At 38.2% G+C, this 24,288-nt stretch carries 22 protein-coding genes and 1 pseudogene; 12 read left to right on the top strand and 11 right to left on the bottom strand.

What is annotated here, in order from left to right; genetic code table 11:
* Positions 1-51: 51 nt before the first annotated feature.
* Positions 52-1,770, bottom strand: coding sequence for an NFACT RNA binding domain-containing protein (locus tag A3O17_RS00005; RefSeq protein WP_064213068.1), 1,719 nt, complete (start codon positions 1,768-1,770; stop codon positions 52-54).
* A gap of 160 nt (positions 1,771-1,930) precedes the next feature.
* Here A3O17_RS00005 and A3O17_RS00010 point away from each other — a divergent pair, with 160 nt between their 5' ends.
* The 6 genes and pseudogenes from A3O17_RS00010 to rihA all read left to right on the top strand — a co-directional run bounded on the left by A3O17_RS00010 (position 1,931) and on the right by rihA (position 6,289).
* Positions 1,931-2,368, top strand: coding sequence for a MarR family winged helix-turn-helix transcriptional regulator (locus A3O17_RS00010; RefSeq protein ID WP_057828066.1), 438 nt, complete (start codon positions 1,931-1,933; stop codon positions 2,366-2,368).
* Positions 2,369-2,390: 22 nt separating this feature from the next.
* Positions 2,391-3,257 carry a DegV family protein gene (locus tag A3O17_RS00015; RefSeq protein ID WP_064208729.1) on the top strand — a complete coding sequence of 289 codons (867 nt, stop codon included), beginning with the start codon at positions 2,391-2,393 and terminating at the stop codon, positions 3,255-3,257.
* 94 nt (positions 3,258-3,351) lie between these two features.
* Entirely contained in the window at positions 3,352-4,185 is an 834-nt protein-coding gene (locus A3O17_RS00020; protein ID WP_064213069.1) for a TIM barrel protein, read from the top strand.
* A 19-nt stretch (positions 4,186-4,204) separates the two neighbouring features.
* The gene (locus A3O17_RS00025; protein WP_064208730.1) at positions 4,205-4,597 is read left to right on the top strand and encodes a hypothetical protein; all 393 of its coding nucleotides are present in this window, start codon (positions 4,205-4,207) and stop codon (positions 4,595-4,597) included.
* 25 nt (positions 4,598-4,622) lie between these two features.
* Positions 4,623-5,213 (top strand): signal peptidase I, encoded by a 591-nt coding sequence (gene lepB, locus A3O17_RS00030; protein WP_064208731.1) that lies wholly within the window; start codon positions 4,623-4,625, stop codon positions 5,211-5,213.
* 151 nt (positions 5,214-5,364) lie between these two features.
* Positions 5,365-6,289, top strand: a pseudogene (gene rihA / locus A3O17_RS00035) (pyrimidine-specific ribonucleoside hydrolase RihA).
* Between the two features lie 40 nt (positions 6,290-6,329).
* On the opposite strand, the gene A3O17_RS00040 reads toward rihA, so the two are convergent.
* Positions 6,330-7,559: an MFS transporter gene (locus tag A3O17_RS00040; protein WP_064213070.1), complete on the bottom strand. Its 1,230-nt coding sequence runs from the start codon at positions 7,557-7,559 to the stop codon at positions 6,330-6,332.
* A gap of 182 nt (positions 7,560-7,741) precedes the next feature.
* On the opposite strand from A3O17_RS00040, the gene A3O17_RS00045 reads away from it, so the two are divergent.
* Positions 7,742-9,121: an MFS transporter gene (locus tag A3O17_RS00045; protein WP_064213071.1), complete on the top strand. Its 1,380-nt coding sequence runs from the start codon at positions 7,742-7,744 to the stop codon at positions 9,119-9,121.
* A gap of 99 nt (positions 9,122-9,220) precedes the next feature.
* On the opposite strand, the gene xerS is transcribed toward A3O17_RS00045, so the two are convergent.
* Positions 9,221-10,273 carry a tyrosine recombinase XerS gene (xerS, locus tag A3O17_RS00050; RefSeq protein WP_064213072.1) on the bottom strand — a complete coding sequence of 351 codons (1,053 nt, stop codon included), beginning with the start codon at positions 10,271-10,273 and terminating at the stop codon, positions 9,221-9,223.
* A gap of 110 nt (positions 10,274-10,383) precedes the next feature.
* Complete coding sequence (locus tag A3O17_RS00055) at positions 10,384-11,046, bottom strand: hypothetical protein (protein ID WP_064213073.1); 663 nt, start codon at positions 11,044-11,046, stop codon at positions 10,384-10,386.
* A gap of 157 nt (positions 11,047-11,203) precedes the next feature.
* Between A3O17_RS00055 and A3O17_RS00060 the strand changes: the two genes are divergently transcribed.
* The 3 genes from A3O17_RS00060 to abc-f all read left to right on the top strand — a co-directional run bounded on the left by A3O17_RS00060 (position 11,204) and on the right by abc-f (position 14,208).
* On the top strand, positions 11,204-12,043 hold the full coding sequence (locus tag A3O17_RS00060) for an SDR family oxidoreductase (protein WP_064213074.1): 840 nt from the start codon (positions 11,204-11,206) through the stop codon (positions 12,041-12,043).
* Between the two features lie 18 nt (positions 12,044-12,061).
* Positions 12,062-12,418 (top strand): arsenate reductase family protein, encoded by a 357-nt coding sequence (locus A3O17_RS00065; protein WP_064213075.1) that lies wholly within the window; start codon positions 12,062-12,064, stop codon positions 12,416-12,418.
* 290 nt (positions 12,419-12,708) lie between these two features.
* The gene (abc-f, locus tag A3O17_RS00070; protein ID WP_064213076.1) at positions 12,709-14,208 is read left to right on the top strand and encodes a ribosomal protection-like ABC-F family protein; all 1,500 of its coding nucleotides are present in this window, start codon (positions 12,709-12,711) and stop codon (positions 14,206-14,208) included.
* Between the two features lie 251 nt (positions 14,209-14,459).
* Here the strand turns inward: abc-f and A3O17_RS00075 are convergent, their stop codons facing one another.
* Positions 14,460-14,855 carry a MarR family winged helix-turn-helix transcriptional regulator gene (locus tag A3O17_RS00075; protein WP_064208739.1) on the bottom strand — a complete coding sequence of 132 codons (396 nt, stop codon included), beginning with the start codon at positions 14,853-14,855 and terminating at the stop codon, positions 14,460-14,462.
* A gap of 90 nt (positions 14,856-14,945) precedes the next feature.
* Here A3O17_RS00075 and A3O17_RS00080 point away from each other — a divergent pair, with 90 nt between their 5' ends.
* Positions 14,946-16,322 carry an MFS transporter gene (locus A3O17_RS00080; protein ID WP_064213077.1) on the top strand — a complete coding sequence of 459 codons (1,377 nt, stop codon included), beginning with the start codon at positions 14,946-14,948 and terminating at the stop codon, positions 16,320-16,322.
* 86 nt (positions 16,323-16,408) lie between these two features.
* Here A3O17_RS00080 and A3O17_RS00085 read toward each other — a convergent pair whose 3' ends face one another.
* Together A3O17_RS00085 and A3O17_RS00090 are read right to left on the bottom strand one after the other, a co-directional pair.
* On the bottom strand, positions 16,409-17,836 hold the full coding sequence (locus A3O17_RS00085) for a C69 family dipeptidase (RefSeq protein ID WP_064213078.1): 1,428 nt from the start codon (positions 17,834-17,836) through the stop codon (positions 16,409-16,411).
* 51 nt (positions 17,837-17,887) lie between these two features.
* A complete protein-coding gene (locus A3O17_RS00090; protein WP_064213079.1) occupies positions 17,888-18,991 on the bottom strand; it encodes an ATP-binding protein in 1,104 nt (367 codons plus the stop codon).
* A 184-nt stretch (positions 18,992-19,175) separates the two neighbouring features.
* On the opposite strand from A3O17_RS00090, the gene A3O17_RS00095 reads away from it, so the two are divergent.
* A complete protein-coding gene (locus tag A3O17_RS00095; protein ID WP_064213080.1) occupies positions 19,176-20,063 on the top strand; it encodes a cation diffusion facilitator family transporter in 888 nt (295 codons plus the stop codon).
* Positions 20,064-20,105: 42 nt separating this feature from the next.
* On the opposite strand, the gene A3O17_RS00100 is transcribed toward A3O17_RS00095, so the two are convergent.
* The 4 genes from A3O17_RS00100 to A3O17_RS00115 all read right to left on the bottom strand — a co-directional run bounded on the left by A3O17_RS00100 (position 20,106) and on the right by A3O17_RS00115 (position 24,258).
* Positions 20,106-20,831 carry an alpha/beta fold hydrolase gene (locus tag A3O17_RS00100; protein ID WP_064213081.1) on the bottom strand — a complete coding sequence of 242 codons (726 nt, stop codon included), beginning with the start codon at positions 20,829-20,831 and terminating at the stop codon, positions 20,106-20,108.
* A 19-nt stretch (positions 20,832-20,850) separates the two neighbouring features.
* Positions 20,851-21,510: an HD domain-containing protein gene (locus A3O17_RS00105; protein ID WP_064213082.1), complete on the bottom strand. Its 660-nt coding sequence runs from the start codon at positions 21,508-21,510 to the stop codon at positions 20,851-20,853.
* A gap of 71 nt (positions 21,511-21,581) precedes the next feature.
* On the bottom strand, positions 21,582-23,504 hold the full coding sequence (locus tag A3O17_RS00110; RefSeq protein ID WP_064213083.1) for an FtsX-like permease family protein: 1,923 nt from the start codon (positions 23,502-23,504) through the stop codon (positions 21,582-21,584).
* Complete coding sequence (locus A3O17_RS00115; protein ID WP_064213084.1) at positions 23,491-24,258, bottom strand: ABC transporter ATP-binding protein; 768 nt, start codon at positions 24,256-24,258, stop codon at positions 23,491-23,493. The genes A3O17_RS00110 and A3O17_RS00115 overlap by 14 nt, the downstream gene beginning before the upstream one ends.
* Positions 24,259-24,288: the final 30 nt, after the last annotated feature.

Consider the following 24,288-nt stretch of genomic DNA (forward strand, 5'->3'; position numbering starts at 1 on the left):
GTCTAAAGACATAATAAAAAGACTGAGATTTTGAAATCTCAGTCTTTTTAATTACTCGTTTTTCGTTTTTAATTGATTAACTTTTTCCTCAGTCGGAGTAACATACAATGTTTTTTGGCCTTCATAGATCACAAACCCAGGTTTGGTCCCGTTTGGCTTGCGAATTCGCCGAACTTGCACATAGTCGACTGGAACGTTGGCGGAGTTTCGTGATTTTGAGAAGTATGCTGCTAATTCAGCGGCTTCAACCAGCGTTTCATCGCTTGGGTCACTGCTTTCAACGATTACATGGGATCCTGGAATGTTTTTTACATGAAGCCAGTAATCATTCTTTGAAGCGGTGTGTAAGGTCAACTTCTCATTTTGAAGATTATTTTTACCAACTTTGATTCGGGTACCATCACTTGCCCAGAATGTTTCCGGTTGGTTGATCTTAACCCGGCGTTTATTTTTCTTATGGTGGGTATTTTTCCGTAAGTATCCGCCGTTTTCAAGTTCAACTTGAATATCAGTTAAGTCTTGTGGTTCAGCAAGCTCAATTTGAGTTTGGATCTCTTCAAAATAGGCAATTTCATCTTCAGTAAGTTTAATTTGTTCCTTCAAGTATGAAATCGCGTTTTTAAGTTTTTGATATTTTTTAAAGTATTTTTGGGCATTTTGCGAAGGACCGATTTGGTTCGATAACGCAATTTTCAATGGCTTTTCATTATCATAAAAATTCGGTAACGTGATTTCAGTCATTCCGCGTTTAACCTGATACAAGTAAGTTGTTAGCAATTCGCCTTTTATCCGGTATTCATCCGCGTGCTGGGTATTGGTAAATTCTTTTTGCAATTTTTTTAGTTTATTGCGGTTCTTTTTCAATTCTTGGTTTACAACATGGATCAGTAAAGCTCCTTGTTGCCGGACCCGATCACGGGTTGCCTTCTCACGGTAAAAATGATCAAGCAGTCCACTTAAAGAACCAAATTGAACACTCATGTTTTGAATATCATTTCCAAGTGCTGTAAATGTAAAATCAAGCCGTTTACTGGTGGTTAAACTTGGGGTTGGGGCATCCGCAGCTTTAAGAAAGCTCGTTAAATGTTCGGAATCATTTTGACCATCGTTTTGATGAAAAACATCCGCAAGCTGAAAGGCGCTGACTTTACCGAATCCTTGAAATTCTTTTTGAATATTTTGCGCAAGGACTTCACGATTAGGAAATTGTTGACCAAGGGCAATCAACCGTTGAGAATTTTCAGCAGCAAACGGGTCAAGTTTTTCCTGCTTCGGCGGTTGCCGATAGGTTGCACCGGGAAGCAATGTCCGGTAACGGTTTTGATCCATTCCAACGTGTTTAATAGTATCAATGATCGTTTGGGTTTGCTGATTGATCAAAATGACATTACTATACCGGTTCATGATTTCGATTGAAAGCAAGAGTGGTAGACGGTCCCCAATTTCATTGCGGGTTTCAAAACTAAAGTAAACGACGCGGTCATTTTCCAACTGTTGAATGTCAGTTACCTTAGCGTTTTCAAGATATTTACGTAACATCATTGTAAATTTAGTTGGAACCGCCGGATTTTTATATGGAATTTGTGTAATTTGCATCCGGGCATAGTTGGGGTGAGCAGATAAAAGCAACGGGTAGTTTTTCCGGTTTGACCGAATCGTTAAAATCACTTCATTCGGGTATGGTTGCGAGATCTTCATTACCCGGCCGTTAAGGATTTTTGCGCGCAGTTCGCTAACCATTGCGTGGGTAAACATTCCGTCAAATGCCATGATTCTCATCCTTTCTAAAATTAATAATATGCTACTTATTATTGTAAAGTTCTGATGAAAAAAAGCAAAGAAAAATCCACAAATCGCCTTCAGAGTCTTGAAAAATATTTACAAAGATTGTATTATGCAATAAGGTACGAAAGAAGGGGTGATTTTCTTTTTGAAAGAACCATTAGACAATTTGCTTGATTTACAACGTGAATATCAACGGTTTGTTCAAAAAATGGCAAAGAATAATCAACTGACCATTGCCGAATGGCAGCTTCTTCAACGGATCGCTGACGGGAAAAATTCGCAAGAATTACTTGCAGAAGATTTGCGGCTTGATACTTCAACGCTGAGTCGTCAACTAAGTAAACTAACGACCAAGGCGTTTGTTAAGATCAGTAAGGTTGCAAATCAAAACAACGTTAAAACCCGGAAAAGCTATCAATACCATCTCAGTGAAATTGGTCAACGTGTTCTTTCACAAATGAATACGGATTTTAAAGAATTTGGACAAAAAGTATTTGCGCAGTGGACTGGCGAAGAGAAGAATTTTTTAAAGATTTTAATCAATCGTCTGACTCAAAGTATGCGTCAAGTAACATTAAATTAATTGATAAAGTAGGTGTAGTTTTATGAAAACTGCTGTTGTAACCGACAGTACAGCAAATTTAGATCAAGAAACGATTGATAAGTACGGAATTAAAGTTGTTTCGATTCCTTACATTATTGATGGAACCGAATATCAAGACGGCGTTGATCTTACCCGTCCTGAATTCTATGAAAAAATGCGGAATGCAAAGGACTTTCCGACCACATCGCAACCGCCAGTTGGCGAAATGATTAACTTGTATAATCAATTAGCTGATGAAGGTTACGATGCAGTTATTAGCATTCACATTGCAGGAACGATCTCCGGTTTGATGACGACTTTGAATAACTTAAAGGGTCAACTTGATAATATCAAGCTTTACCCGATCGACTCATCAATTACTGAAGTTCCAATGGGATGGATGGTTAAGTTAGCTGCACGGATGGCGGCTCAAAATGAAGATGCCGAAAAGATCGTTGCGGCCGTTGAACAGCTTAAAAAACAATATGATGCGGTCTTTGTTGTTGACGATTTGAAAAACTTGGCTCATGGTGGACGGTTATCAAACGCTTCAGCATTTATCGGAACCGTTTTAAAAATTAAACCGTTACTTCACTTTGATAAGGAAAGTGACAAGATCGTCGCCTTTGAAAAGGTTCGCTCATTGAAAAAGGCAATGAAACGGGCACAAGAAATCATTAAGGAAGAAACGGATAAGGCAGATTATCCGTTCCGCTTGCTAGTGATTCACGCTAATAATGAAAAACGCGGTCAAGAATGGGCTAAGGAAGTCCAGGAAGCCTTCCCCGGGATCCCGGTTTCACTTGATGAATTTGACCCAGTAATTGCGGTCCACCTTGGTGAAGGGGCATTGGCATTAGGATTTATTCGTGACATAGAAAAAGACTAAATTTTAAGCCAAATTCATCACTTTCTTTTCAATTTTGTGAGAGAATATAACATATAAAGGATAGATTATATATTAATTGAAAGATGATGATTAAATGCGAGTTCAATTAGGATTAAAAGGGAGCACCGATGACAGCCAATACCGGGATCGGTTGCAATATCATCCGGATGTTTTTGAGTTTTTTACCCAAGAAGACGACTTTACGACTGACGGATTGCAGAAGTTACGGTATGCGATTCAAGCAGTGCAAAATGAAGCAACAAGTAAAATTGTGCTGCATCAACCGATGCGGTATCAAAAAACAATTTTTACGGAATTGATTGCCCCGGAAAGCCGCTGTCCGGATCTTTATAAATTTGTCGAACAAAGTACAATTGACTTGTTACAAGTTGCGTATGATTTTGACGTTCAAGTATTGATCCATGGGGCATATTTACGGCAAACCCCTAAATACATTGCAATGTATCCGTCTTTTGATGCCGCTCAAGATGCGGCTTTCAAACGGATGGATCGGTTCAATGAAATGGGCGGCAATCATATCATGTTTGAAAACAGTATCTCACCGATTTTTTATTACGGTGATCCGCAGTTTGAAGAGCGAATTTTAGCTCATGGATACCGGCTGGCATTCGATACTTCGCACTGTTTTATTGCTGAACACGGTGACAATGATAAGTTAGTTGCTTCAATCAAACATTTAATGGATGCGACGGTTCATTATCACCTCGTTGATTCGATGGGTGAGCATCATGACAGTTTAGTTCTCGGAACTGGGAAGATCGACTGGCGGCGAGTTTTACCGCTCCTTAATGAAAATTCAAAAGCAACGAGCATTTATGAAATCAATTTGGCAGATCCAACTGATGCTAAGGAACAGATGGAAAGCCATCGTTATTTGGTTGAATTAGCCAAAACACTAACTGATTAAATAAAGAAGAGGTAAGATTTTGGCAAAGATATTAAACGTTCTGATTGGAACGATTGGTATTTTATATATTTGCGGACAAGTTACCTATTATGGTTTTGTCCAGTTGCTAAGTACGCTCGGCTATATTCACGCTGCAACGGTTGCTGATAGTCATAAAATTATCTTTGATTGGGTGATTTTTATGGCATTTTTATTAGTAATCTTCGGCTGTGTGGCATTGGTTGCAAACTTTATCAAATTTCAAACGTCCCATTTAGGGTTACGCCTGATTTTTAATATTGTTTGCATTTTTATGCCATTCTTACACATTAAGAATCATCTAACAATTCTTTTCGAGGGTGTATTTTTAATTTTGTTTGGGTTATACTTAGCTACAATAAGAAAATCTAAATTAATTAATGGTAAAAATTAATCTAAAACGATAGGGGCTAATAGTTGTGTCATCATTTTTTAAAAACGTTGTCGCTCCAATCTTGACGGGACTGGCAATTGCAGCGTTCATCGTAACTTTTGTATTTCGAATCGTAAAGGTTGACGGAACTTCAATGTATCCGAACCTTCAAAATAACGAACATGTAATTGTGTGGAAGTTAGGCAAGGTGCGGGAAGATTCCGTAGTTGTCTTTGACGCATATGGCGTTGATAAAAACAATCCGAATGTTCAAAAGAACACAAAGTACGTTAAGCGGGTAATCGGAATGCCTGGTGACAAGATTGAATACAAAAACAATGGTGATTTGTATGTTAACGGCAAGTACCAACCACAAAATTACATTACCAAGCAACAACGGACAAGCGGAACATTAACATTGCTTTTACCAGAAGCGAAGGGCGTCACTCTCGGAACAGGAAAAACATTTACCGTTCCGAAGAATTGTTATTTCGTTCTTGGTGATAACCGGGCAGATTCAAATGATAGCCGGTATTATGGATTTGTTCCTAAAGATAAGATCGTTGGAATTGCGAAAGCACCATTCTGGAACAGTAAACATAAGCTGATTAATGATTATTATCCAGCAACTAATTAAAGATTAAGGTGATGATGAAAGTCATCACCTTATTTAATTGCCATGATTGAATGCGATTCCATTGTCTTAATGATGGTGTTTGTGGAAGTTCCTTTTCAGGGATTTTCCTGATATAATTTAGTCATACTCAAAATGATTGGATGTGAGGATAATGAAACCTGAAAAAATTATTCTTGATTGTGATCCCGGACATGATGATGCTTTAGCGTTAACGATGGCTGTTGCGAGTGAGCAAATCGAATTATTGGGAGTAACGACGTCTGCCGGTAATCAAACGCCGGATAAAACGTTAAATAATGCATTACGGAGGTGCAACGAACATCCTGGTTGCAGGTGGAAATCATCGTCCGTTGATGCGGAATTTAAAGATCGCAGATTATGTCCACGGTGAAACTGGATTAGATGGGGCTGATTTACCGGAACCAGCTTTTGAACCAGTTCACCAGCCCGCAGTCGAATTGATTGCGGATATTTTACGCACACAAACGGAACCGATCACGTTGGTTGTGACGGGACCGATGACGAATATCGCCTTATTTTTAAGAGTTCATCCTGAATTAGAAAATAAAATTAAACAAATTGTTTTCATGGGTGGCGCAGCCGGCCAAGGAAACGTCCATCCGACAACGGAATTCAATATGGCAGTTGACCCGGAAGCCGCTAAAATGGTTGTTAATGAAGGTATTCCATTGGTAATGGCCGGATTGAATGTCACGTTAAAAGCGCAAATTTGTCCAGATGATCTTGAAAAAATCCGTCAAATTAATAATCCGGTTGCTCAAGCAATTACCGGACAAATGGAATTTTATGGAAAATGGTATGGTCAAGACGAATTTGGTTTGGCCGGAACGCCAGTCCATGATCCATGCACCATTGCTTATTTATTGAAACCTGAGATTTTTGAAAGTCATTCAGCCTTCCTTGATGTTGAAACTCAGGGACAATTAACGGCGGGAGAAACGGTTGTTGACTTTGCAGGGTTAATGAATCGGAAACCAAATGCGAAAGTTTTAATGGATCTTAATCGCCAACGGTTTGTCGGTTTAATTACTGATTTGCTTCATCAATTTGATTAAAAGAAAAGGATCGTTTCAATGCGATCTTTTTTGAATACCATTATGCATTCTTTTTCTTATTTCCTATTTTAAAACTAATTAGGACAATCAGCAGGTTGATTGCAGCTAGAATTGCGGTCATTACGAACACGTCTGGATATGAAAAATGACCAGCAATTACAGAGCCAAGCATTGGGCCAATGATACTTCCAATGGCTTGGAAAGATTGCATGTAACTGAAGACCCGGCTGACAACCGCGTCAGGAGCATTATTCATTAAAACAGTTTGAGCAAGCGGAAGTAAAGCCGCATCCGAAATTCCGATTAAGAACCGGCAAATTCCTAATGTGTATACATTTCCGACCCAACTCGTTGCGAAAAAGACGCATCCGGAGAAAATCAATCCTGCAACCAAAACTTTTCGTGCCCCGATGCGGTCACCAAGATCGCCTAATCGGTGAGCAGCCATAATGGTTGCAAACCCGGGAAGGGCAGTGATGATTCCGCTGACAACTGATACACTGCCATGGCCATGTAATAACTGCCGAACAAATAAACTAATGACCGGGTTAATTGACTTGGTAACGGCATTTACAAGCATTGCGGTAATGAACATTGCAATGACGATCGGCAAGCTGTTGACTTGAGCCAGAGCTGATTTTTCTTTTCGGGAAGCATTTTTGGCGATTTCATGTGGAGTAAATTCTTCTTTAACGAACACCAAAGCTAAAATTCCAGCAATGAACATAATGATTCCGAAAAGGTAGAAGGTCATCCGATAACCCCAAATACCGGCAATCATCCCGCCGATGATTGGACCGATCAGCTGTCCGCCGACCCGGCCAGTTGTTAAGATTCCCATTGCTTTTCCGCCTTGATTCGACGGAACTTCGCTTGCAACTAAGGCTTGCGAATTACTGTTGTATCCTGAGAAACACCCGTATACAAATCGCCAAAAAATTAAAATCCAGATGTTATGCGCAAGTCCGCAGAGAAATCCTGTAATACACATTCCAAATGCTGACCGTAAAATCATTGGTTTCCGACCAGTCCGGTCAGCGAGTTTCCCCCATAATGGTGAAACAATCGCCTGACTAACAAAGGCAATCGCATACGCTAACCCGGAATAGAAAGTTAATTGGACGTTTGTAAAGTGCGCCATTTGGCTGATAAACAGCGGCAAAAACGGCAAACTCATACTAAAGCCAGTCCCGGAAACAAAATCCCCAAACGCTAAAACATATAAGTTTTTGCGCCATTGAGGCATTTCCTTAATATTCAATTTGATCATCTTCTCAATCTCTAAGTTAGTATACTTACTATTTAAAACTAAAATTCCAAAGATGTAAATACTAAAATAACTGACCACTTATCGCTAAAAAATGTCCGGTTAGCGAAAAATGCTTTAAAATCAAAGTTTTGGAAAATGATTGATTTTCATTCGTGATAAAATGGAACTTGAAGGTGATTTTAATGGAAAACGTCTCAACGAAGGAAAAACTAAGTGTGATCAGTGGAAGTTGTCTGGGGTTTATCGGAATTTTGATTGGAACTTCCCTGGTTGTCACTTTTCCAACGTTAATTCATGAATTTAATACGCGTTTAGCTGTCGTTCAGTGGTTGGCATCGGGCTATTATTTAGTTGCAACGATCACAATGAGTGCGACGGCCTATTTAATGAAACATTTTCCGCTTCGGCGAATTTTTATGTTAGCAGCATTGGCGTTTATTCCTGGATGTCTGATCAGTGCGTTTGCCCAGTCTTTTAGAATGCTGCTGGTTGGATGTATGATCAATGCATTTGCAACGGGGATTGCAACGCCGCTGATGTATCAAATTGTTTTCCATTCGATTCCGCAAGATCAGTTTGGTAAGTACAACGGAATTGTGACAATGATCAAATCATTTGGCCCGGCATTCGGTCCCACATACGGCGGGTTACTGACATATTTGATTTCATGGCGGATGATCTTTATTATTGTGTTGCCGCTATTGTTGGTTGCTTTTGGAATGGGAATGTATTCGCTTAAAAAGGAAAAGGTTGAAACGGCTTCAACGCCTTTTGATTATCTTGGATTGATCTTGTTTGGAGCAACGGTTATTACGTTTAGCCTGGTAATCAGTAATCTTGGAACGCAAATTCATCATCCGGGATCGTTGATTGGACTTTTAATTGGCAGTGTTGTTTTTCTAGGAGCATTCATTTATGAAAATCAGCATACAAAGCGGAAATATCTGAGTTTCCGAATTATCAAAAATAAAATCGTTCGTTTCCGGTTGATTTCATTTTTCAGCTTACAGTTTATGAATTTGAGTTTGGTATTTATTTTGCCGCTTTATGCCGAAGAGGTTTTGCACTATAATTCATTGGTCACGGGAATGTTGCTGCTTCCGGGAGCGGTAATCGGCGCATTATTATCGCCCGTTTCAGGGAAAATTTATGATAAAAAGGGGGCGTTCTTTACACTAACGCTTTCAAGTGGTTTCTTGTTTGCAGGCGTTGCTCTTTATTTGATCAGTTTTAAATTTCTGACGGCATTTTTAATTGGGCTGATTTACATCATCTTCCGGTTAGGTTACACGTTTGGATTTGGCAATATTATGTCAGATGCCGGAAAGTATGTTTCAGCGGCTGACCATTCGCTTGTCAGTTCAATCTTCAATACTTTCCAGCAATATTCGGGAACGATTGGAACCAGTTTGATGTCGTCGATCATTACGATTTTTGAAGGTTTAGGCCTAAGCGAAGCCAGTGCGATCCTTACTGGTGGTCGAATCGGCCTGACAATTTTAGTTATCATTGCCATTGCTTTAATTGGAATTACGGTTTATGTGCGTCAACTAGAAAAATAAAAACAAAAAAAGCTGAAATCTTGAATTTTAATAATCAAGACTTCAGCTTTTTTAATTTCCAAATTGAAAGGGGACCAGTAAGAGAAGGGCAAAAGGGGCTTATTTTAACTTCCGGAGGGCGTCTTTTTGAGCTTCCTGATTGACGTGGGTATACAAATCAGTTGCGGATGTCCCTTTTTGCCCTAATTGTTGGGATACTAAGACCCGGTCTTTGGTGATTTCATATAATTCCGATGCGAGAGTATGCCGTAATTTGTGGGGCGTTAATGGATGCCCGAACGCCGTAGAATACTTTTTGATCAGTTTTTCAATTGAATTATACGTAATACGGCGGACCTCACCGTGATATTCAGTGACAAAGAATGCTTTTTGATCCTTCGGCGGATTGTACCGGTCTTGGCGGATTTTAGCATAGCGTTCGACGTATTGAACGACCCATGGTGCAATTGGAACCGAGTCCCGTATGCCGCCTTTCCGCGTAACATCAAGCATTACATCTTCAAGATGAAGGTCTTCAACATTAACGTTGGCTGCTTCTGAAACCCGAATTCCAGTCCCGAGAATCATCGCAGCAATACAAATATCGCGTTCTTTATTTTTCTTAAACGCGGTTAAAGCCCGCGGATCACAGTTTTTTTCATATTCATTTTCGATAAAATCAATAAACTCATATTTCCGGTCACCAGTGTACATGTGCGTTTCAAGGTTGTGAGCCCGGTAATTCAACGTTTCCGTGGTATTTAATGAATCAATTTTAAGCATCACGTTATTGGTAAAATACGGCTTTCCGTCTTCAGTATCCGCCGTAACGGTCAAAAACTTAAACAATGATCGTAACGCGTTAATTGACCGGTTAATGGATGTTGGTGAATTAACGCGTCCTTGTTTGTTTTTAGAATGTTTAAGGAAATCAATGTATAACATAATGTCTGAACGGCGCAACTTAGCAAGTGTTTCAACTTTAATTGCCTGATTTTCCTTAGCATCTGAAATGCCTGATTCGCGCAACCAATTAAAAAATCGTCGAAATTCAGTCAGATACTGATAAATCGTTGTGATTGAATGATTAGTTTGCAAATAAAAATCACGGATATAAACTGGAAGTTTTTTTAGTTCAGCTTGAATTAATGGTAAGTAACGATCGTGATCCATAAACAAATCCTTTCTAAAGCTTGATAAAGGGGATAGCTAATTCTTTGATTTAACCTGTTATTAAAATTATAGTTTTAATGACCAACATATACAACTCCAAAGAGGGGCTCTTAATGATCCAAATTATGATGCTTTAACCGTTTAAAGCAAATTCGATCGCAAATTCCAATCATTGGTCCTTGGAATAATAATCCAAAAATTGTTCCGATGTTGATGGCGACAATTTGATGACTGATCAAAAATGTAATTGCGACAATGATGATTGCTGGCAAATAAACGGCAAACATTGCTTTGGTTGAATTTCCGTTAAAGAACTTAAACCGGACGATCTGCATTAAATCATCTGCGGGATGCAGCATCCAGTTTACGCGTTGATACATTGAAACACCTAATGACACTAAGCATATTCCAAACAAATCAAAGATAATTCTCATTGGTAAATTCATGGTCATCACTAATGAGTGTTTTAAAACGCTGCTGAGCCAACTTACAAGGTATGAAAATAATACCATAAAGATGATACTTTTACCAATGCGCTTTAGATCAATTTTCTGAATCAAAATGGTATTAATAATGATCAATAATGCGCCCCAGATCACCATGATGTTTCCGAGTGACCAATGAATCGTCTGACTGACGTTGACACATGTTGCGGTCCATAATGGACTTCCTAAGTTCAATGCGACGGTCAGTGCGTTTCCAAAACTGTTAATGATAATTGATAATCCAAAGTAAACAGCAAGTTCAAGCTTGCTAATGTCGTTTGTCTTCATAGAAAACTCATCCTTTTTGATGTTGGTTATTAAAACTATTATACACTTTAATTTGCTTTTTGCTTAACGCGATTGATATTCTGATTATTTTTTGTTATGATAATCAAAATATATTTTGCAAAATTCTTTTTACTAAGTGATAAGGAAGCGAATAAATATGAAAAAAGTAATGGTTGTTACAGGTGCTTCAAAAGGAATTGGATTGGCAACGACAATTGCGGGATTACAAAATGATTATCAGGTTGCAGCAACTTCACGAAATGCTGCTCAATTAAAAGAAATTGTAGCTAGCAAATTAGCTGATTCAAGCCTTTTGGATAATTTTTATCCGGTTGAAATGCAATTCAATGAAGGTGACATCCATCAAGCAATTGCATCAATTATTGATCGGTTTGGAAGAATTGATGTTTTGGTAAATAATGCCGGATATGCTTTATTAGGTGCGCTTGACGAGGTCGCAATGGATGAAGTGCGGGCAAATTTCGATGTTAATGTTTTTGGCCTGCTTGAAGTTACGCAAGCGGTTTTGCCGCAAATGAAGAAGCAACATTCTGGTTCGATCATTAATTTAGCATCGATTTCAGGAACGGTCACTGGCCCGGCGCAAGGAATCTATTCGGCAACGAAATCGGCCGTTATTATGATGAGCGAGGCCCTTCAAGATGAAGTTGCCGCTGACGGAATTCACGTCACTGCAATTTGCCCTTCTGGTGTCCGGACAGAATTTCTGGGTGAATCAATGAAGGAACCCGAAAATAAAACGAATAATAACACTGCAGTTTCACAAACAATGGTGGGACTTGCTCACTTAAATCATAATCAAAGCGGGAATCCGGTTTTAGTTGCTAAGGTGATTTTGAAACTTGCATCAATGGAACAACCTCCTGTACGATTATATTTAGGACAGCCTGCATTGGCTGCTTTACAGCAAAAAGTCCAACAAGTTGTTAACTCAACTAACCAAAACATCGACTTAAGTATGAGCATTGATGACTAATTAAGGAGGTCGACTAAGATGCCTGATTTTTACTACTATCCACGATGCGGAACGTGTCGGAAAGCAATGAAATGGCTTGATGAACACCATATTCAATATACGCCGCATGACTTGGTTAAAAATCCCCCGTCTGCAGCGCAACTTGAAAAATGGATGAAGATGACGGACTTACCGCAAAAACGGTTCTTTAATACGAGCGGTCAACACTACCGGCAACAAGGATTAAAGGATAAAGTCAACGAGATGTCATGCACCGAAGCATGTACCGTTTTATCAAATGACGGCATGTTGATCAAGCGGCCAATTATGGTTGATGGGAACCGGATTACGGTGGGCTTTAAGGAAGCTGAGTACGAAGAAGTATGGGATAAATAAATGAAATTTGATAAGGTTGAATTAAAATATAATAAAACATTTTAATCAAAATAGGTGTATACTTTATTTAACAACTTAACTCGGAGGTGTTTCGATTGATTTTTTAGGATTATTAATTTGCAAAAATAACTGTTTAATTTATTTTTAGACGGGACTTTTGTGCATTTTTTTAATTCTGAAAATTGATCGTAATACATGGCTTTAAACCTGAAATGATGGTATTCCCTGACGATATTTGGACCTGTATTACGTAAAAGTGTACGGGTCCTTTTTTGAAAGGAAGGATTAGAATGGCAGATATTAAAGTCAAAAACTTAACTTTCGCATATGATGGTCAACTTACACCCCTTTTCAAGAAGGTAAATTTAAACATCGGCCTTGATTGGAAATTGGGATTACTTGGACGGAATGGTCAAGGAAAAACAACCTTTTTAAAATTACTTCTTGGCGAACTTGTCCCGAATGATGGTCAAATTGAACGTCAGACCACTTTCCAATATTTTCCATTAAAAATTAACCATCCTTCTTATCCAACAATTATGGCAATTCAGGACAACTATCCAATTGAAGAATGGGAATTAAAAAAAGAACTGTCAAAGATGTGTTCAAATTCAGATGAGTTGATTTGGCGGCCATATGCCGAATTAAGTGGCGGCGAACAAACGAAGGTTCAGCTGGCAACCCTTTTTAAGAATGATGACGTTTTTCCATTAGTTGATGAACCGACTAACCATCTAGACGGCAAAAGTCGAAAACAAATTGCGGATTACTTAAAACACAAGAAACAAGGATTTATTGTTGTAAGTCATGATGTTGCGTTTCTTAATCAAATAATCGACCATGTTTTATCAATTGAGCGAAATACAATTTTACAATTTCATGGAAACTTTGACACCTATAAAGTTGAAAAGGAAAATCAGGATCAAAATTATCTGGAAGAGAATCAAAAATTAAAAAGTGAAATCAAGCGGCTACGGGAAACATCACGAGAAAAGAAGGACTGGGCTGTGCAACGTGAAAAAGATAACTATGGAAACCCGCATGTCAAAGGAAGCGGCGGAACTGGTCATAGTGGTTTTACAAGTGCCCGGGCGAAACGTTCAATGAAACGCTCAAAGGCAATTCAAAAGCGAATTGATCAGAAAATTAAGCAAAAACAAGCACTTTTCAATAATATAATTGAGACTTCGCCGCTAACGATCAACTATATTCCTTCAAGAAAAGACGAAATTTTATCTTTTAAAGATTTTCAGCTTGGGTATGATTTCCCGCTTTTTGATCCAGTCACGTTTACCTTAAAGTGTAATGAGCAGCTGATTGTTACCGGTCAGAACGGAATTGGAAAGTCTACGCTATTTAAGTTTATTTTAAACCAGGTTCGAATGAATTCGACCGGTGATTTTCACGTCAATCCGCACGCTAAAATTAGTTATTTGAGCCAATCGGTAAAATTGAACGGAACGATTATGCAGCTTGCAGATCAGAATGGATTGAATTTCAATGAAATCTTGAACCTTTTGCGTAAGCTGGGGATGCCGCGTGAAGTGTTTAATCTACCAATTGAGCAGATGAGTAAGGGACAGCAAAAGAAAGTCGCATTGGCGAAATCTTTGGTTGAACCAGCAAACTTATATTTGTGGGACGAGCCATTAAATTACTTAGATATTGAAAACCAGCAACAAATCTTGACAATGATCAAAGAAAAATCACCGACAATGCTGATTGTTGAACATGATCAAAAATTTATTAATTCGTTTGATCCGCAATTTGTAAAATGTTTGAAACGATAGTTAAAAGAGGACTGTGATGTCGGTCACAGCCCTCTTCTTTATAAATTAAATGATTTGTAATTTTGAACCTTCAAAATATTTAACCATTAATTTTTGGATAAGTTCGAAAAAAAGATGCGCTTTTTATTGACAACCTTTACATAATTAATTATTCTACACTTATAGAGATTTATCTCTGTAATTTAAAATTACTAATAAACACTCCAGCTACTTTCAAAATACACCCATTCTTTGCTGAAGTGTTTATTTTTTTACCGTTGAATCAACTTTTCTAAAAGTTTTTGTAACTCTTCTTGCTCAATTCCATGGCTATTTTCCTGCCACCATTGATTCCGAATTTGTTGGACTTGTTTAATTAATTTCTTTCCAGAAGACGTTAAGGTGATCACTGAATGCGACCGGTTAGTCTGCGAAACGTGTTGTTCGATGTTTCCGGCTTTTAATAAGTTCTGGACTTCGCGATTAACAAGTCCCTTATTGATATGCAAGTCCTTTGCGATTTTGGCTTGCGACGTTTCGCCCTGGCGTTCAATGCTCAATAAAATTGCTCCAGTACTTTTATTGATTCCCAGTTTTTCAAATTGTTCCCGGGTTTCATTGGTAATTAAGCGATTTGTAATGGCGATCAATGCCGTTAGATCATACATAAAAGTAGCTCCTTTATTTTTAGCATTTACAAGTAAACACTAAACCTATATAATAATCATTGGTTTTAAATTTGAAAGGGAATGATTATTATGTCAAAAGTAAGTCGTAAAGTTCAATTGGCAATTCTTGGAACTGGCATTTTAAGCTCTTGCGGAGCATTGATGATGACCGCCTTAAACGTTGCTTTCCCAACGCTGATGAACCAGTTTCATATCTCGCTTTCAACCGTTCAGTGGTTAACATCCGCAACAATGTTAGCCTCATGCATCACAATGTTTACCACGGCGATGTTATATAAAAAGATTAGGCTAAAAACGATTTTTGAAATTACCGTTTCACTATTCATTATTAACATTATTTTAGCACTTGGAACGCCGAATTTTGAAATTCTTTTACTTGCTCGGGTTATTGGTGGAATTTCAACTGGGTTATGTACGCCCTTAATTTTTACACTAATTATTCAAAATGTTCCGACTGAATTTTCGGGAAGATACATGTCGCTTGGATCCCTTGCCGTTGCGGTTGCGCCAACGATTGGACCGACATTTGGCGGGCTAGTTATTAATTACTTTAATTGGAAATGGATTTTTCTTTTTATTTTGCCCTTCGCGATTCTTTCATTGATTCTCGGAGCAATTAACATTCCGCAAGCTGAAAAAACTCAAGCAATCACATTTGATTGGGCCGGTTTTGGCTTAGTGGCGGGCTTTGTAACTCTTTTCCTTCTAGGAATCAGTAAATTAAATATTCCAGTCATTGGCAATATTATTTTACTTGTTTTAAGTCTGATTTTCTTGCTGCTATATATTCGCCATTCTAAGAAAGTTACCAAGCCATTATTTAACATCAGCGTTTTCAAAAACAAATTATTTACGTTGTTTTTTGCAACCTATTTCCTGCTTCAATTAACAAATATTAGTCTTGGCGGCTTCGTTGTTCCTAATATGGCACAACTTGCAATGCATGCCACGGCAATGGTTGCCGGCTTGATCGTTTTGCCGGGGAGTCTGTTGCGGCTGGTTTTCATTCCCCTTTCTGGACGAATTTTAGACGAACAAGGACCGGTCAAACCGATGATTATCGGATTTACAGTTAATGTTATTTTCTTCATTGCATTAGTAACGGCCGTTCCAAAGTTGACTCCTATTTGGGTAATGGTTGCTTACCTTTTCTACAATGTTGGCTTCTCCCTGACATTTAGTAATGCGATGACCCTTGGAATTAATTCTCTGCCAAAGGAAATCCAATCAGACGGGAATGCCATTTTCAATGCGTTCCAGCAATACTCAGGGGCAATTGGGACAACGATCGTTTCATTTTTAATGAATTTGGGAAAAAACGCTCATCCCGGGACGTTTGGAATGCGGTTAGGAAGCCGCTTCTCCCTTAGTTTCTTAATGGTTACAACAATTATTGGCTTCATTGCCGTGTTAACCGCATTTAAGTTGAAGAAAAAGCATAATTAGACGCGACCATTTTGCGACCATTTAACTATCTAAAGGCTTAATAAAACCGCATGAACGTTGATTTCATGCGGTTCTTTGTTTCTTTATTATAAGTTTGGATCCATCTTGAATGTTAAGCCGGATAGTTCAGTTCCGCGAGTGATCAATTCCGTGATAAATTCCTTTGTCCGTTGGTTGCAGTGCGCAACGATTTCGTGATTTTGATTCGTCAAGAACTTCGTTAACTCTTCACCCTTTAAATCATGCGCATCAACATAGTCATTGATTTCGTTGACTTTAGCATGACTCCATTGTGAAAGTTCTTTTTGAAAATCTAAATCATCTTGAATGAAATCAGCATAGTGGCTTTCAACGACCATTGCTAATGTTTCATATAACCAGTAAGCGCTGTCAGTTTGCAGATCCATCTTTACGGGCGTATTGCTGTATGAAGGATCCGTATCGTTGGCGTTCGTAAAGAACGGAATGTGCGGACAAAATGCAGGGACACCCAACGAAAGCCATTGGACTCCTTCGCCATTTGATTGCATTTCAAGAATGTGCGAGTTGGCAGTCCGCGAAAGTGAAATTGCCCGATATTTCTTCCGGTCACGAAGATCACCGTTTCCAAGCGGATCATACTTTGTTTCGTTGTAGTGCGATTTTAAAATATACTGAATGTCTTCAAGCGAAAGTTTCCGGCTTGGCTTGCAGATAAACGGCATGTTTGGTGATTCAGGTTCCTGCTCGATTTCCGGATTTAAGTACCGTTGAGCAAACCATACCCGGGGTGTGTTGTAATGGTGGTCTTTTTCGGTATCCGTTCCAAAAATATGACGGAAATTGAATTTCTCTTCATCCGGATTTAAGTGGTTTTGTTCAACGAATTCCTGGATGCCGTCAGACCACATAAAGTTGTCCGGATCATTAAAATCGATTTCTTCAATTGCGATTTGGTTAGCTGCAACCGCATAGCAATCATCAGGAATGCGAACGGCAACCCAATGATGACCAGTTGCGATTTCCATATACCAGACTTCATCGCGGTCGTTAAATTGCACCCCGTTCCCTTCAGCGGCACCATACTTGGCAATTAATTTACCTAAATATTGAACGCCTTCACGAGCTGAATTAATAAATGGTAGGACAAGGGTCGTCATTGAATCTTCAGCCAACCCATCCTTGTTATATGGATCACATGCTAAGACGCGTTCGTTAGCGTAAACACTTTCGGTTGCTGATTCACCAACGCCCTTTTCATTGAAGCCGTCTTCTTCATTGATTCCATCTTCCATCGTGACGTTTGGAGTTGAAGAGTACCGGTAGCCGGATTCAGGTAACGGCACCTCAAGTTTGTTATAAGTTGATTTGTAAATTTCTTTGCGACCATTGACTGCAGGTTGAATCAAAAAGCGCTTAGGATAGATGGCAACGAGCCGATCTTCATTACGGGCAATAAACGTTGAGCCGTTTAATGATGCTTTTTTCCCAACCATGACAGATGTGCAGGCTGATTTTTCGATCCGATCGATCATAAAAGGTTCCTCCTTTGATGTTTAACTTGATTGTAGCACAGATGTGATTGATTAAAACCCAGCATCGTCATATTGAGCATACCATTGAACAAAATCTTTAAATAGTGGCAACGTAAATGAAACGTAACCATAGCCAGCAATCCGAATCAGTTGGCTATCAAGTAAGCGTTGACGGTAGTTTGCAATGTAATTGCTTGGTTTTTCCATCTGTTCACCGATATATTTCATTTTAACCTTATCGTCGGCGCTGCTCGCCATTGCCCGGACAAATTCACGATCTTGGTATGACAAGTCTTGGTAAATTTTCGTATATGCGTTTCGACTAAGGGCTAATTGATATTCAGGCAATAACTGGTCAATCAATTGGTCATTGATTACATCTCCTGCGGCACTGTTTTTCCATACAAGATATCCGAGTAACTGGAAGGCATAAGCGTAACCGCGAGTTAAAAGGGTTAAGCGGTGCAAAATCGGATTTGCGACTTGACGATTGCCTTCATTAAATTTTTCAGCGAACGCCTTAATTACCGCTTCATGACTTAACGGACTAAGTTCAATGCGGTTACTTCTTAAAAGAAAAGTCAAAACACTGTTATTTTGTAATTCAGAAATATTTTCCGGTAATCCAGTCATGATAAGTGCAATTGGTAAATTTTCGCGAATTAGTAATTGGTATAACGAGGCAAATTCACGAACCTCTTTTGTTGCCTTCACTTCATCAAGGGTAACTAAGACCTTGATCTGCTTTTCAGCAAGCTGATTTAAAATTTGCTTCAGCATCATTTGATACTGGATGCTTTGAGGAACATCATTTTTTAACTGAAATTCAACCCCTGAAACTTTGATGCTCTTTAATTTACCAATTAATTGCTCAAACTTTGAAGTTGCTTCTTGGTAAAGATTATACGTAAGGGTGGGAATCAAATCCTGATTAGTTGTTAAGTCGATGACGATCCAGTGCCCTTTTTGACGAAGCTGATTACTAATATCGGTCAACAGTGATGTTTTTCCAGAACCGCGAACACCGTAAATGACGGATGTTTGTAATGGAGAGTCGAGATTTGAGTCAAGCTCACTAATATACTCGTTAACAATTTGATTGCGATCAAGGAAAAGTTGCGGTACCTTTCCAAAGTTTGGATTGAACGGATTCATCGCGGAACCTCCTTTTATAACTCTAATTAACGTTTTATAACTTTTTATAACTTTGGTTTCATTTTATAACTTTTTATAACTTTTGCCAATTAAAGAAACTATTGTGAAACGGTCAACATTAATTGATTAACCTTGACCGTGCCTGTATTATGGAATTAGGAACTCAAAGAAAAGGAGGATCTGAATGGAAACTGAAAATGTAAGTACGGACCGTTTCTTCTGGGTAACGGTTTTAAACGTTTTGATTACCGTTGTTGAAATTTTAGGTGGGCTTCTTTCAGGCAGTTTAGCTTTACTTTCTGATGCATTCCATAATTTAAGCGATTCAGCTTCGATCGTAATTAGTTATATTGCGCAACGAATTGCGACTAAGCCTGAAACGCCCCAGCGAACGTTTGGTTACCGCCGGGCTGAAATCCTATCAGCGCTCTTAAATGCAGGATTATTGATCGTAATTGCCCTTTTTATCGTAATCGAAGCGGTCAAACGGTTTATGCATCCGGATCACGTTAACGGTGATATTATGACGGTCGTTGCGGTTGTCGGCTTATTGGCCAACTTTATATCAGCGGGCTTGTTGCATGCGGGAAGCCGCCACAGTTTAAACATTAAAGCAACCTATCTTCATATTTTGGCGGATGGGCTGTCATCAATTGGAGTTGTAATTACCGGGATTATTTTGATTTTCTGGCACATTAAATGGCTTGACCCAGTTGTTTCGGTTTTGGTTGCCCTCTACATTGCATATGAGGCCCTGCCAATCATTCAAAAGACGATCAACATTTTGATGCAGGCTGCCCCAGATATCGATTATGATGCAATCAAAAAAGACATCACAAGTATTCCGCAAGTAAACTCGGTCCACCATGTTCATGCATGGCTCGTTGATGAACATCATACAATGTTTTCAGCACACATTAACTGTGAAGATATTAAGTTAAGCGAAGTTGAGCCAATTTATCGCCAAATCAGCAAATTGCTTCAAGACAAATATCATATCTCGCACGTTACGATTCAAGCCGAATGCCAGCACGGAATTAATGAGAAGATGTTTGATATTGATCGCGACTAAAAAAGTATCTCAACCAATTCGTTGGGATACTTTTTTAGTTCATTAATTTTGAAAGCTATTTATAATTTGGCAAAACCGGTCTGGATGGCTTAATGTAAGTTCCCCATGGCGGTAATTTTTTAAAGGGATAATTCTAGAATTTATAAACTCTTTGGAAAGGAACTTACTTGATTTAATGATTAGCCTTTCCTCCTTAGTTCCATATGCAATAATAGCTTTTCCTTTGAAATTAATCGGAATAAGGTTTTGAATATCAAATGCTGTATTGGCCGACAACATATTAACTAAGGTTTGCTCTGACATTTTCTTTACTTCTTGATTGTAAAAACGATTCATTTTGGGTGGTAAATGTAATGTCATTGCCTGTAATTTATTAAACCAGTTAAAACGCGTTAACGGATAACTTAATTTGGTAAACGGCTTGATCACCTTAGAAATGGACTGAGGGAAAGCAGCACAACTTTCTAGTAACAAATCATCACAGATTGCAGGATATTTTGCTACTAACGCTAAAGCGATTTGTGAGCCAAGACTTAACCCGGCTAATATCTTTATTTTCCTGTTAAATTTTATAGATATTAGCTCATGGAGTTGATATATCGCATTATCGATCGTTTTAAAGTTAGATAATACATCCGGAATGATCACATAAAAATTTTTTGTAATTAACGGGATTACTTGATTATAAGCCCATGCTCCTAATCCAGCTCCTGGTAACAAACATAAGACTGGCTTTTCAGAATTACCATAACTTTTATACGTTAACATTTAAAAGACGGTCCTTTCCCTAATCTTCCAAATTCCATTCCGCTAAAAATTCATCGACAAAATTCCGCATTACCTGAGTGCGTTTGTGAGCCATCTTTTTGCCACTTGGCGTATTCATCAAGTCTTCAAGGGTAAAGAGTTTCTCATAAAAATGATTGATCGTTGTTTCCTGCTTTGTCCGGTATTGATCATGTGAAGTAAGTTTGGTAACCGGAATTCGCGGATCGTAAATTAGATTGTCATGTTTCCCGCCGTATGCAAATGCCCGGGCAATGCCGATTGCTCCCAGTGCTTCGATTCGGTCGGCATCTTGGACATACTGTCCTTCAAGCGATAATTGATGATGATGTTCAATGTTTTTTGAAAATGACATGTTTTGGATCGTGTCAAAAATATTATTTTGGTCTTCACTAGATAATGCTTGAATCGTTGTCAGGTGATGGATTTCTTCTAAGCGGTGTTCAACGTTATTCGTAATCTTTTCATCGATCGTGTCATGCAAATATGATGCAATTTGAATGATAAAAATTGCATGAGCATCCCCTTCAGGATGATCAGCAGTATACAGTTGCACACCGATCCGAGCGACCCGATCCACGTGAAAATAATCGTGACCGGTAATATCGCCGTCTAAACAATTTTTCGCAAAGGTTTTAATTTCAGTTAAATCGTAACTCATGGTCAACCTCCCCTTATCTTTATTCCTATTAAAACAAAAAACAAAGGAACTTTAAAGCTCCTTTGTTTGATTTAGTAAATTCGTTGATTAATAATTTGCCGATAAATCCGGGTTGTTAAGAGATAGATCAACAAATAAAAGGCAATCATTGAGACGATCACGCTGCTGCTTACAGCAAGAACCATTTTGAAATTGTAAATTGAAAAAAGCTTTAAAATACTGCGGATTGCTGGAAATGCAAAGCAGGCATTTATGATTGCTCCTAAAATCGGGAATCCAAAAACCATCAAAATTTGGCTATGAATGGTTTGACTTGTTTCCCTTTGACTTAATCCGATTTGTTGCATTGTTTGAAAATTTTGACGATCTTCAAGCCCTTCAGCGATTTGTTTGTAGTAAATCATCATGGTTGTAATGATTAGAAGAATAATACTGATAATTACTCCTAAGAACAAGAAACTACCAAAAATTGGCGTAAGTTGAGTTTCCGTTAAATACTTTGAAGTATATTCAGTATTTGATAGCCCAAGTTTAGTTTGAAGAATCGAAGCAAAGCGTAAATTCTCACGAGTTGTTCCCTTTGTATTGAGGAATGTTAAGTAGATTAGGGGCTCGTTCGTTAATTTTTGAAAACCATCGATGTCTTTAACAATTACAAATGCTGGTTGCACGATACTATGGTCATAATTTGCAAACAAGTTAAATGTTTTAATTGACCGTAAGTTTAAACGTTGACCACCAATATTTAGAGTTGTTGGTTTGGTTTTTACATCTGGACAATAGAATAACGCCTCATTTTTATTCAATTTGATATTGGTATGTTGTGCTTTGTTATAATCCGCAAGTGAAACAAACGTTAACTGATATTTTGCAGATTGAATATCGCCTTGTTCAAATTGACCTCCCTTTAAGTTTCCCCAAATTGGAGTTGTCATTTTGGCTTGATGCTCAACATGAGCCTGAACGTGGTATGTTTTTGAACATTCTGCAATTGTTTCCCGTTGACCTGCTGTTAATGGACGATTGGTTGTAAGTGTAATGTCACTTGGACACCACAATTTAACGATTCTTTCTTTCCCGACTTCCATACTGACGCTACCGATTAAAACAACGATGATTGCAGAACATAATAAACAAATTGAAGCTAAACTTATGCCATTTGATTTCATTCGATGAAGCATTCCTGAAACTGAAATTAAATGCCGTGATTGATAATAAAAGTGCTTGTTCTTTTGAAGTAATTTAAGCAATAAAATGCTGAAAGAACTAAATACTAGATAAGTTCCAAAAACAACCAGAAAAACGGCCATCATAAATTTAGCAATTGCCATCATGGTTGGTTGCGTTGTTACGGCTAAATAATATCCACTTCCTAGAATAATAACTCCAAGAATTCCTGAAAACACGGGAGCTTTAATCGCCTTTTCTTGATTTGAAGCGGCTTTCCAAAGATCAAGCGGATTAACCTTTTTTAATTGAGAAAAGCGAATAAATAAGAGTAACAGAAAAATTACGAAGAACATTATGAGCGTAATTTGAGTAGCCCCAGTTACTGAAGAGTACTTGAATTCTTTAATATTAAGCATCCGCTGTAATGTCATAAACGAAAAACGGTTAAAATTGATTCCAAGAATTAATCCGATGACGGCGGAGATTAAGTAATTAGCAATCAATCGAATTGTGATGACGACTTTCAAGTTTTGGTTTGTAAATCCTAAAATGTTGTACAACCCTAATTCACGTGTTTCAGATTTTGACAAAATATGATCAACATAAATCATAAAGATAACGGATATTGAAATTAATAAGCAAAGTGTTAATTTGATTAATCCTTGTAGCTGACTGCCAAACATTGAATTTTTGATACTTTGATTTTGTAAAATCGAAAATAAAATGTAGTTGGATGCGAACAGAATGGATGTTGCGATAATGTATGGAAAGTAATATTTCTTATTTTTCCAAATTCCATCCGTTGCGAGTTTAATGTAAGTCATTGTGATCCCCTTCTTGAATTGCTAATGCTGCTTGTGATATTTGACTTAAAAATTGGTTTTCAGAATTTTGACCGCGATTTAATTCATGAAATACAATTCCGTCTTTGATGAAAATTACCTTTTTGGAATAGCTTGCAGCTAATGCGCTATGCGTTACCATCATAATTGTTTGACCATTTTGATTGATCGTTTGAAAAAGTCGGAGAAGCCGTTCTGAATTACTTGAGTCTAAAGCCCCGGTCGGTTCGTCTGCCAAAATTAATTCTGGATTGGTAATCAATGCCCGGGCAATTGCAATTCGTTGTTTTTGTCCACCAGAGATTTCGTAAGGATACCGTTCTAATAACTTATTAATTCCGAGCTGTTGCGCAATTGGAGTAATCCGTTTCTCCATTTCTGGGTACTTAACCTTAGATAAAACAAGGGGCAAGAAAATATTATCCTTATTGGTTAAAGTATCTAGTAAATTAAACTGCTGAAAGATAAATCCAAGATGCTCCCGCCGAAACTGGGCTCGTTTCTTTTCTTTAAGCGTCATTAAGTCTGTTCCATTCAAGACGATTTGTCCGCTTGTCGCTTGTTCCAAAGTAGCAATAATATTTAAAAGGGTTGATTTCCCCGCTCCCGATTCGCCCATAATAGCAATAAAATCTCCCGTTTCAACATTTAAACTAATGTCTTTTAATGCTTCAACCTGATTAGGACGATTTTCATTAAAAATTTTCTGAAGATGATTGATTTCTAATAGATTCATTTTAAAACCCCATTTCTACCTTGATTTCAT

The organism is Ligilactobacillus aviarius (assembly GCF_001654615.1).
Lineage (GTDB): Bacteria > Bacillota > Bacilli > Lactobacillales > Lactobacillaceae > Ligilactobacillus > Ligilactobacillus aviarius_B.

Coding starts and splice junctions, on each gene's coding strand:
- A3O17_RS00045 (WP_064213071.1), top strand. CDS start 7,742: ATGGAAAACGTCTCAACGAAGGAAAAACTAAGTGTGATCAGTGGAAGT.
- A3O17_RS00075 (WP_064208739.1), bottom strand. CDS start 14,855: ATGTATGATCTAACGGCATTGATCGCCATTACAAATCGCTTAATTACC.
- A3O17_RS00105 (WP_064213082.1), bottom strand. CDS start 21,510: ATGAGTTACGATTTAACTGAAATTAAAACCTTTGCGAAAAATTGTTTA.
- A3O17_RS00020 (WP_064213069.1), top strand. CDS start 3,352: ATGCGAGTTCAATTAGGATTAAAAGGGAGCACCGATGACAGCCAATAC.
- A3O17_RS00015 (WP_064208729.1), top strand. CDS start 2,391: ATGAAAACTGCTGTTGTAACCGACAGTACAGCAAATTTAGATCAAGAA.
- A3O17_RS00115 (WP_064213084.1), bottom strand. CDS start 24,258: ATGAATCTATTAGAAATCAATCATCTTCAGAAAATTTTTAATGAAAAT.
- abc-f (WP_064213076.1), top strand. CDS start 12,709: ATGGCAGATATTAAAGTCAAAAACTTAACTTTCGCATATGATGGTCAA.
- A3O17_RS00110 (WP_064213083.1), bottom strand. CDS start 23,504: ATGACTTACATTAAACTCGCAACGGATGGAATTTGGAAAAATAAGAAA.
- A3O17_RS00065 (WP_064213075.1), top strand. CDS start 12,062: ATGCCTGATTTTTACTACTATCCACGATGCGGAACGTGTCGGAAAGCA.
- A3O17_RS00095 (WP_064213080.1), top strand. CDS start 19,176: ATGGAAACTGAAAATGTAAGTACGGACCGTTTCTTCTGGGTAACGGTT.
- A3O17_RS00100 (WP_064213081.1), bottom strand. CDS start 20,831: ATGTTAACGTATAAAAGTTATGGTAATTCTGAAAAGCCAGTCTTATGT.
- A3O17_RS00060 (WP_064213074.1), top strand. CDS start 11,204: ATGAAAAAAGTAATGGTTGTTACAGGTGCTTCAAAAGGAATTGGATTG.
- A3O17_RS00080 (WP_064213077.1), top strand. CDS start 14,946: ATGTCAAAAGTAAGTCGTAAAGTTCAATTGGCAATTCTTGGAACTGGC.
- A3O17_RS00090 (WP_064213079.1), bottom strand. CDS start 18,991: ATGAATCCGTTCAATCCAAACTTTGGAAAGGTACCGCAACTTTTCCTT.
- A3O17_RS00055 (WP_064213073.1), bottom strand. CDS start 11,046: ATGAAGACAAACGACATTAGCAAGCTTGAACTTGCTGTTTACTTTGGA.
- A3O17_RS00040 (WP_064213070.1), bottom strand. CDS start 7,559: ATGATCAAATTGAATATTAAGGAAATGCCTCAATGGCGCAAAAACTTA.
- A3O17_RS00005 (WP_064213068.1), bottom strand. CDS start 1,770: ATGGCATTTGACGGAATGTTTACCCACGCAATGGTTAGCGAACTGCGC.
- xerS (WP_064213072.1), bottom strand. CDS start 10,273: ATGGATCACGATCGTTACTTACCATTAATTCAAGCTGAACTAAAAAAA.
- A3O17_RS00085 (WP_064213078.1), bottom strand. CDS start 17,836: ATGATCGATCGGATCGAAAAATCAGCCTGCACATCTGTCATGGTTGGG.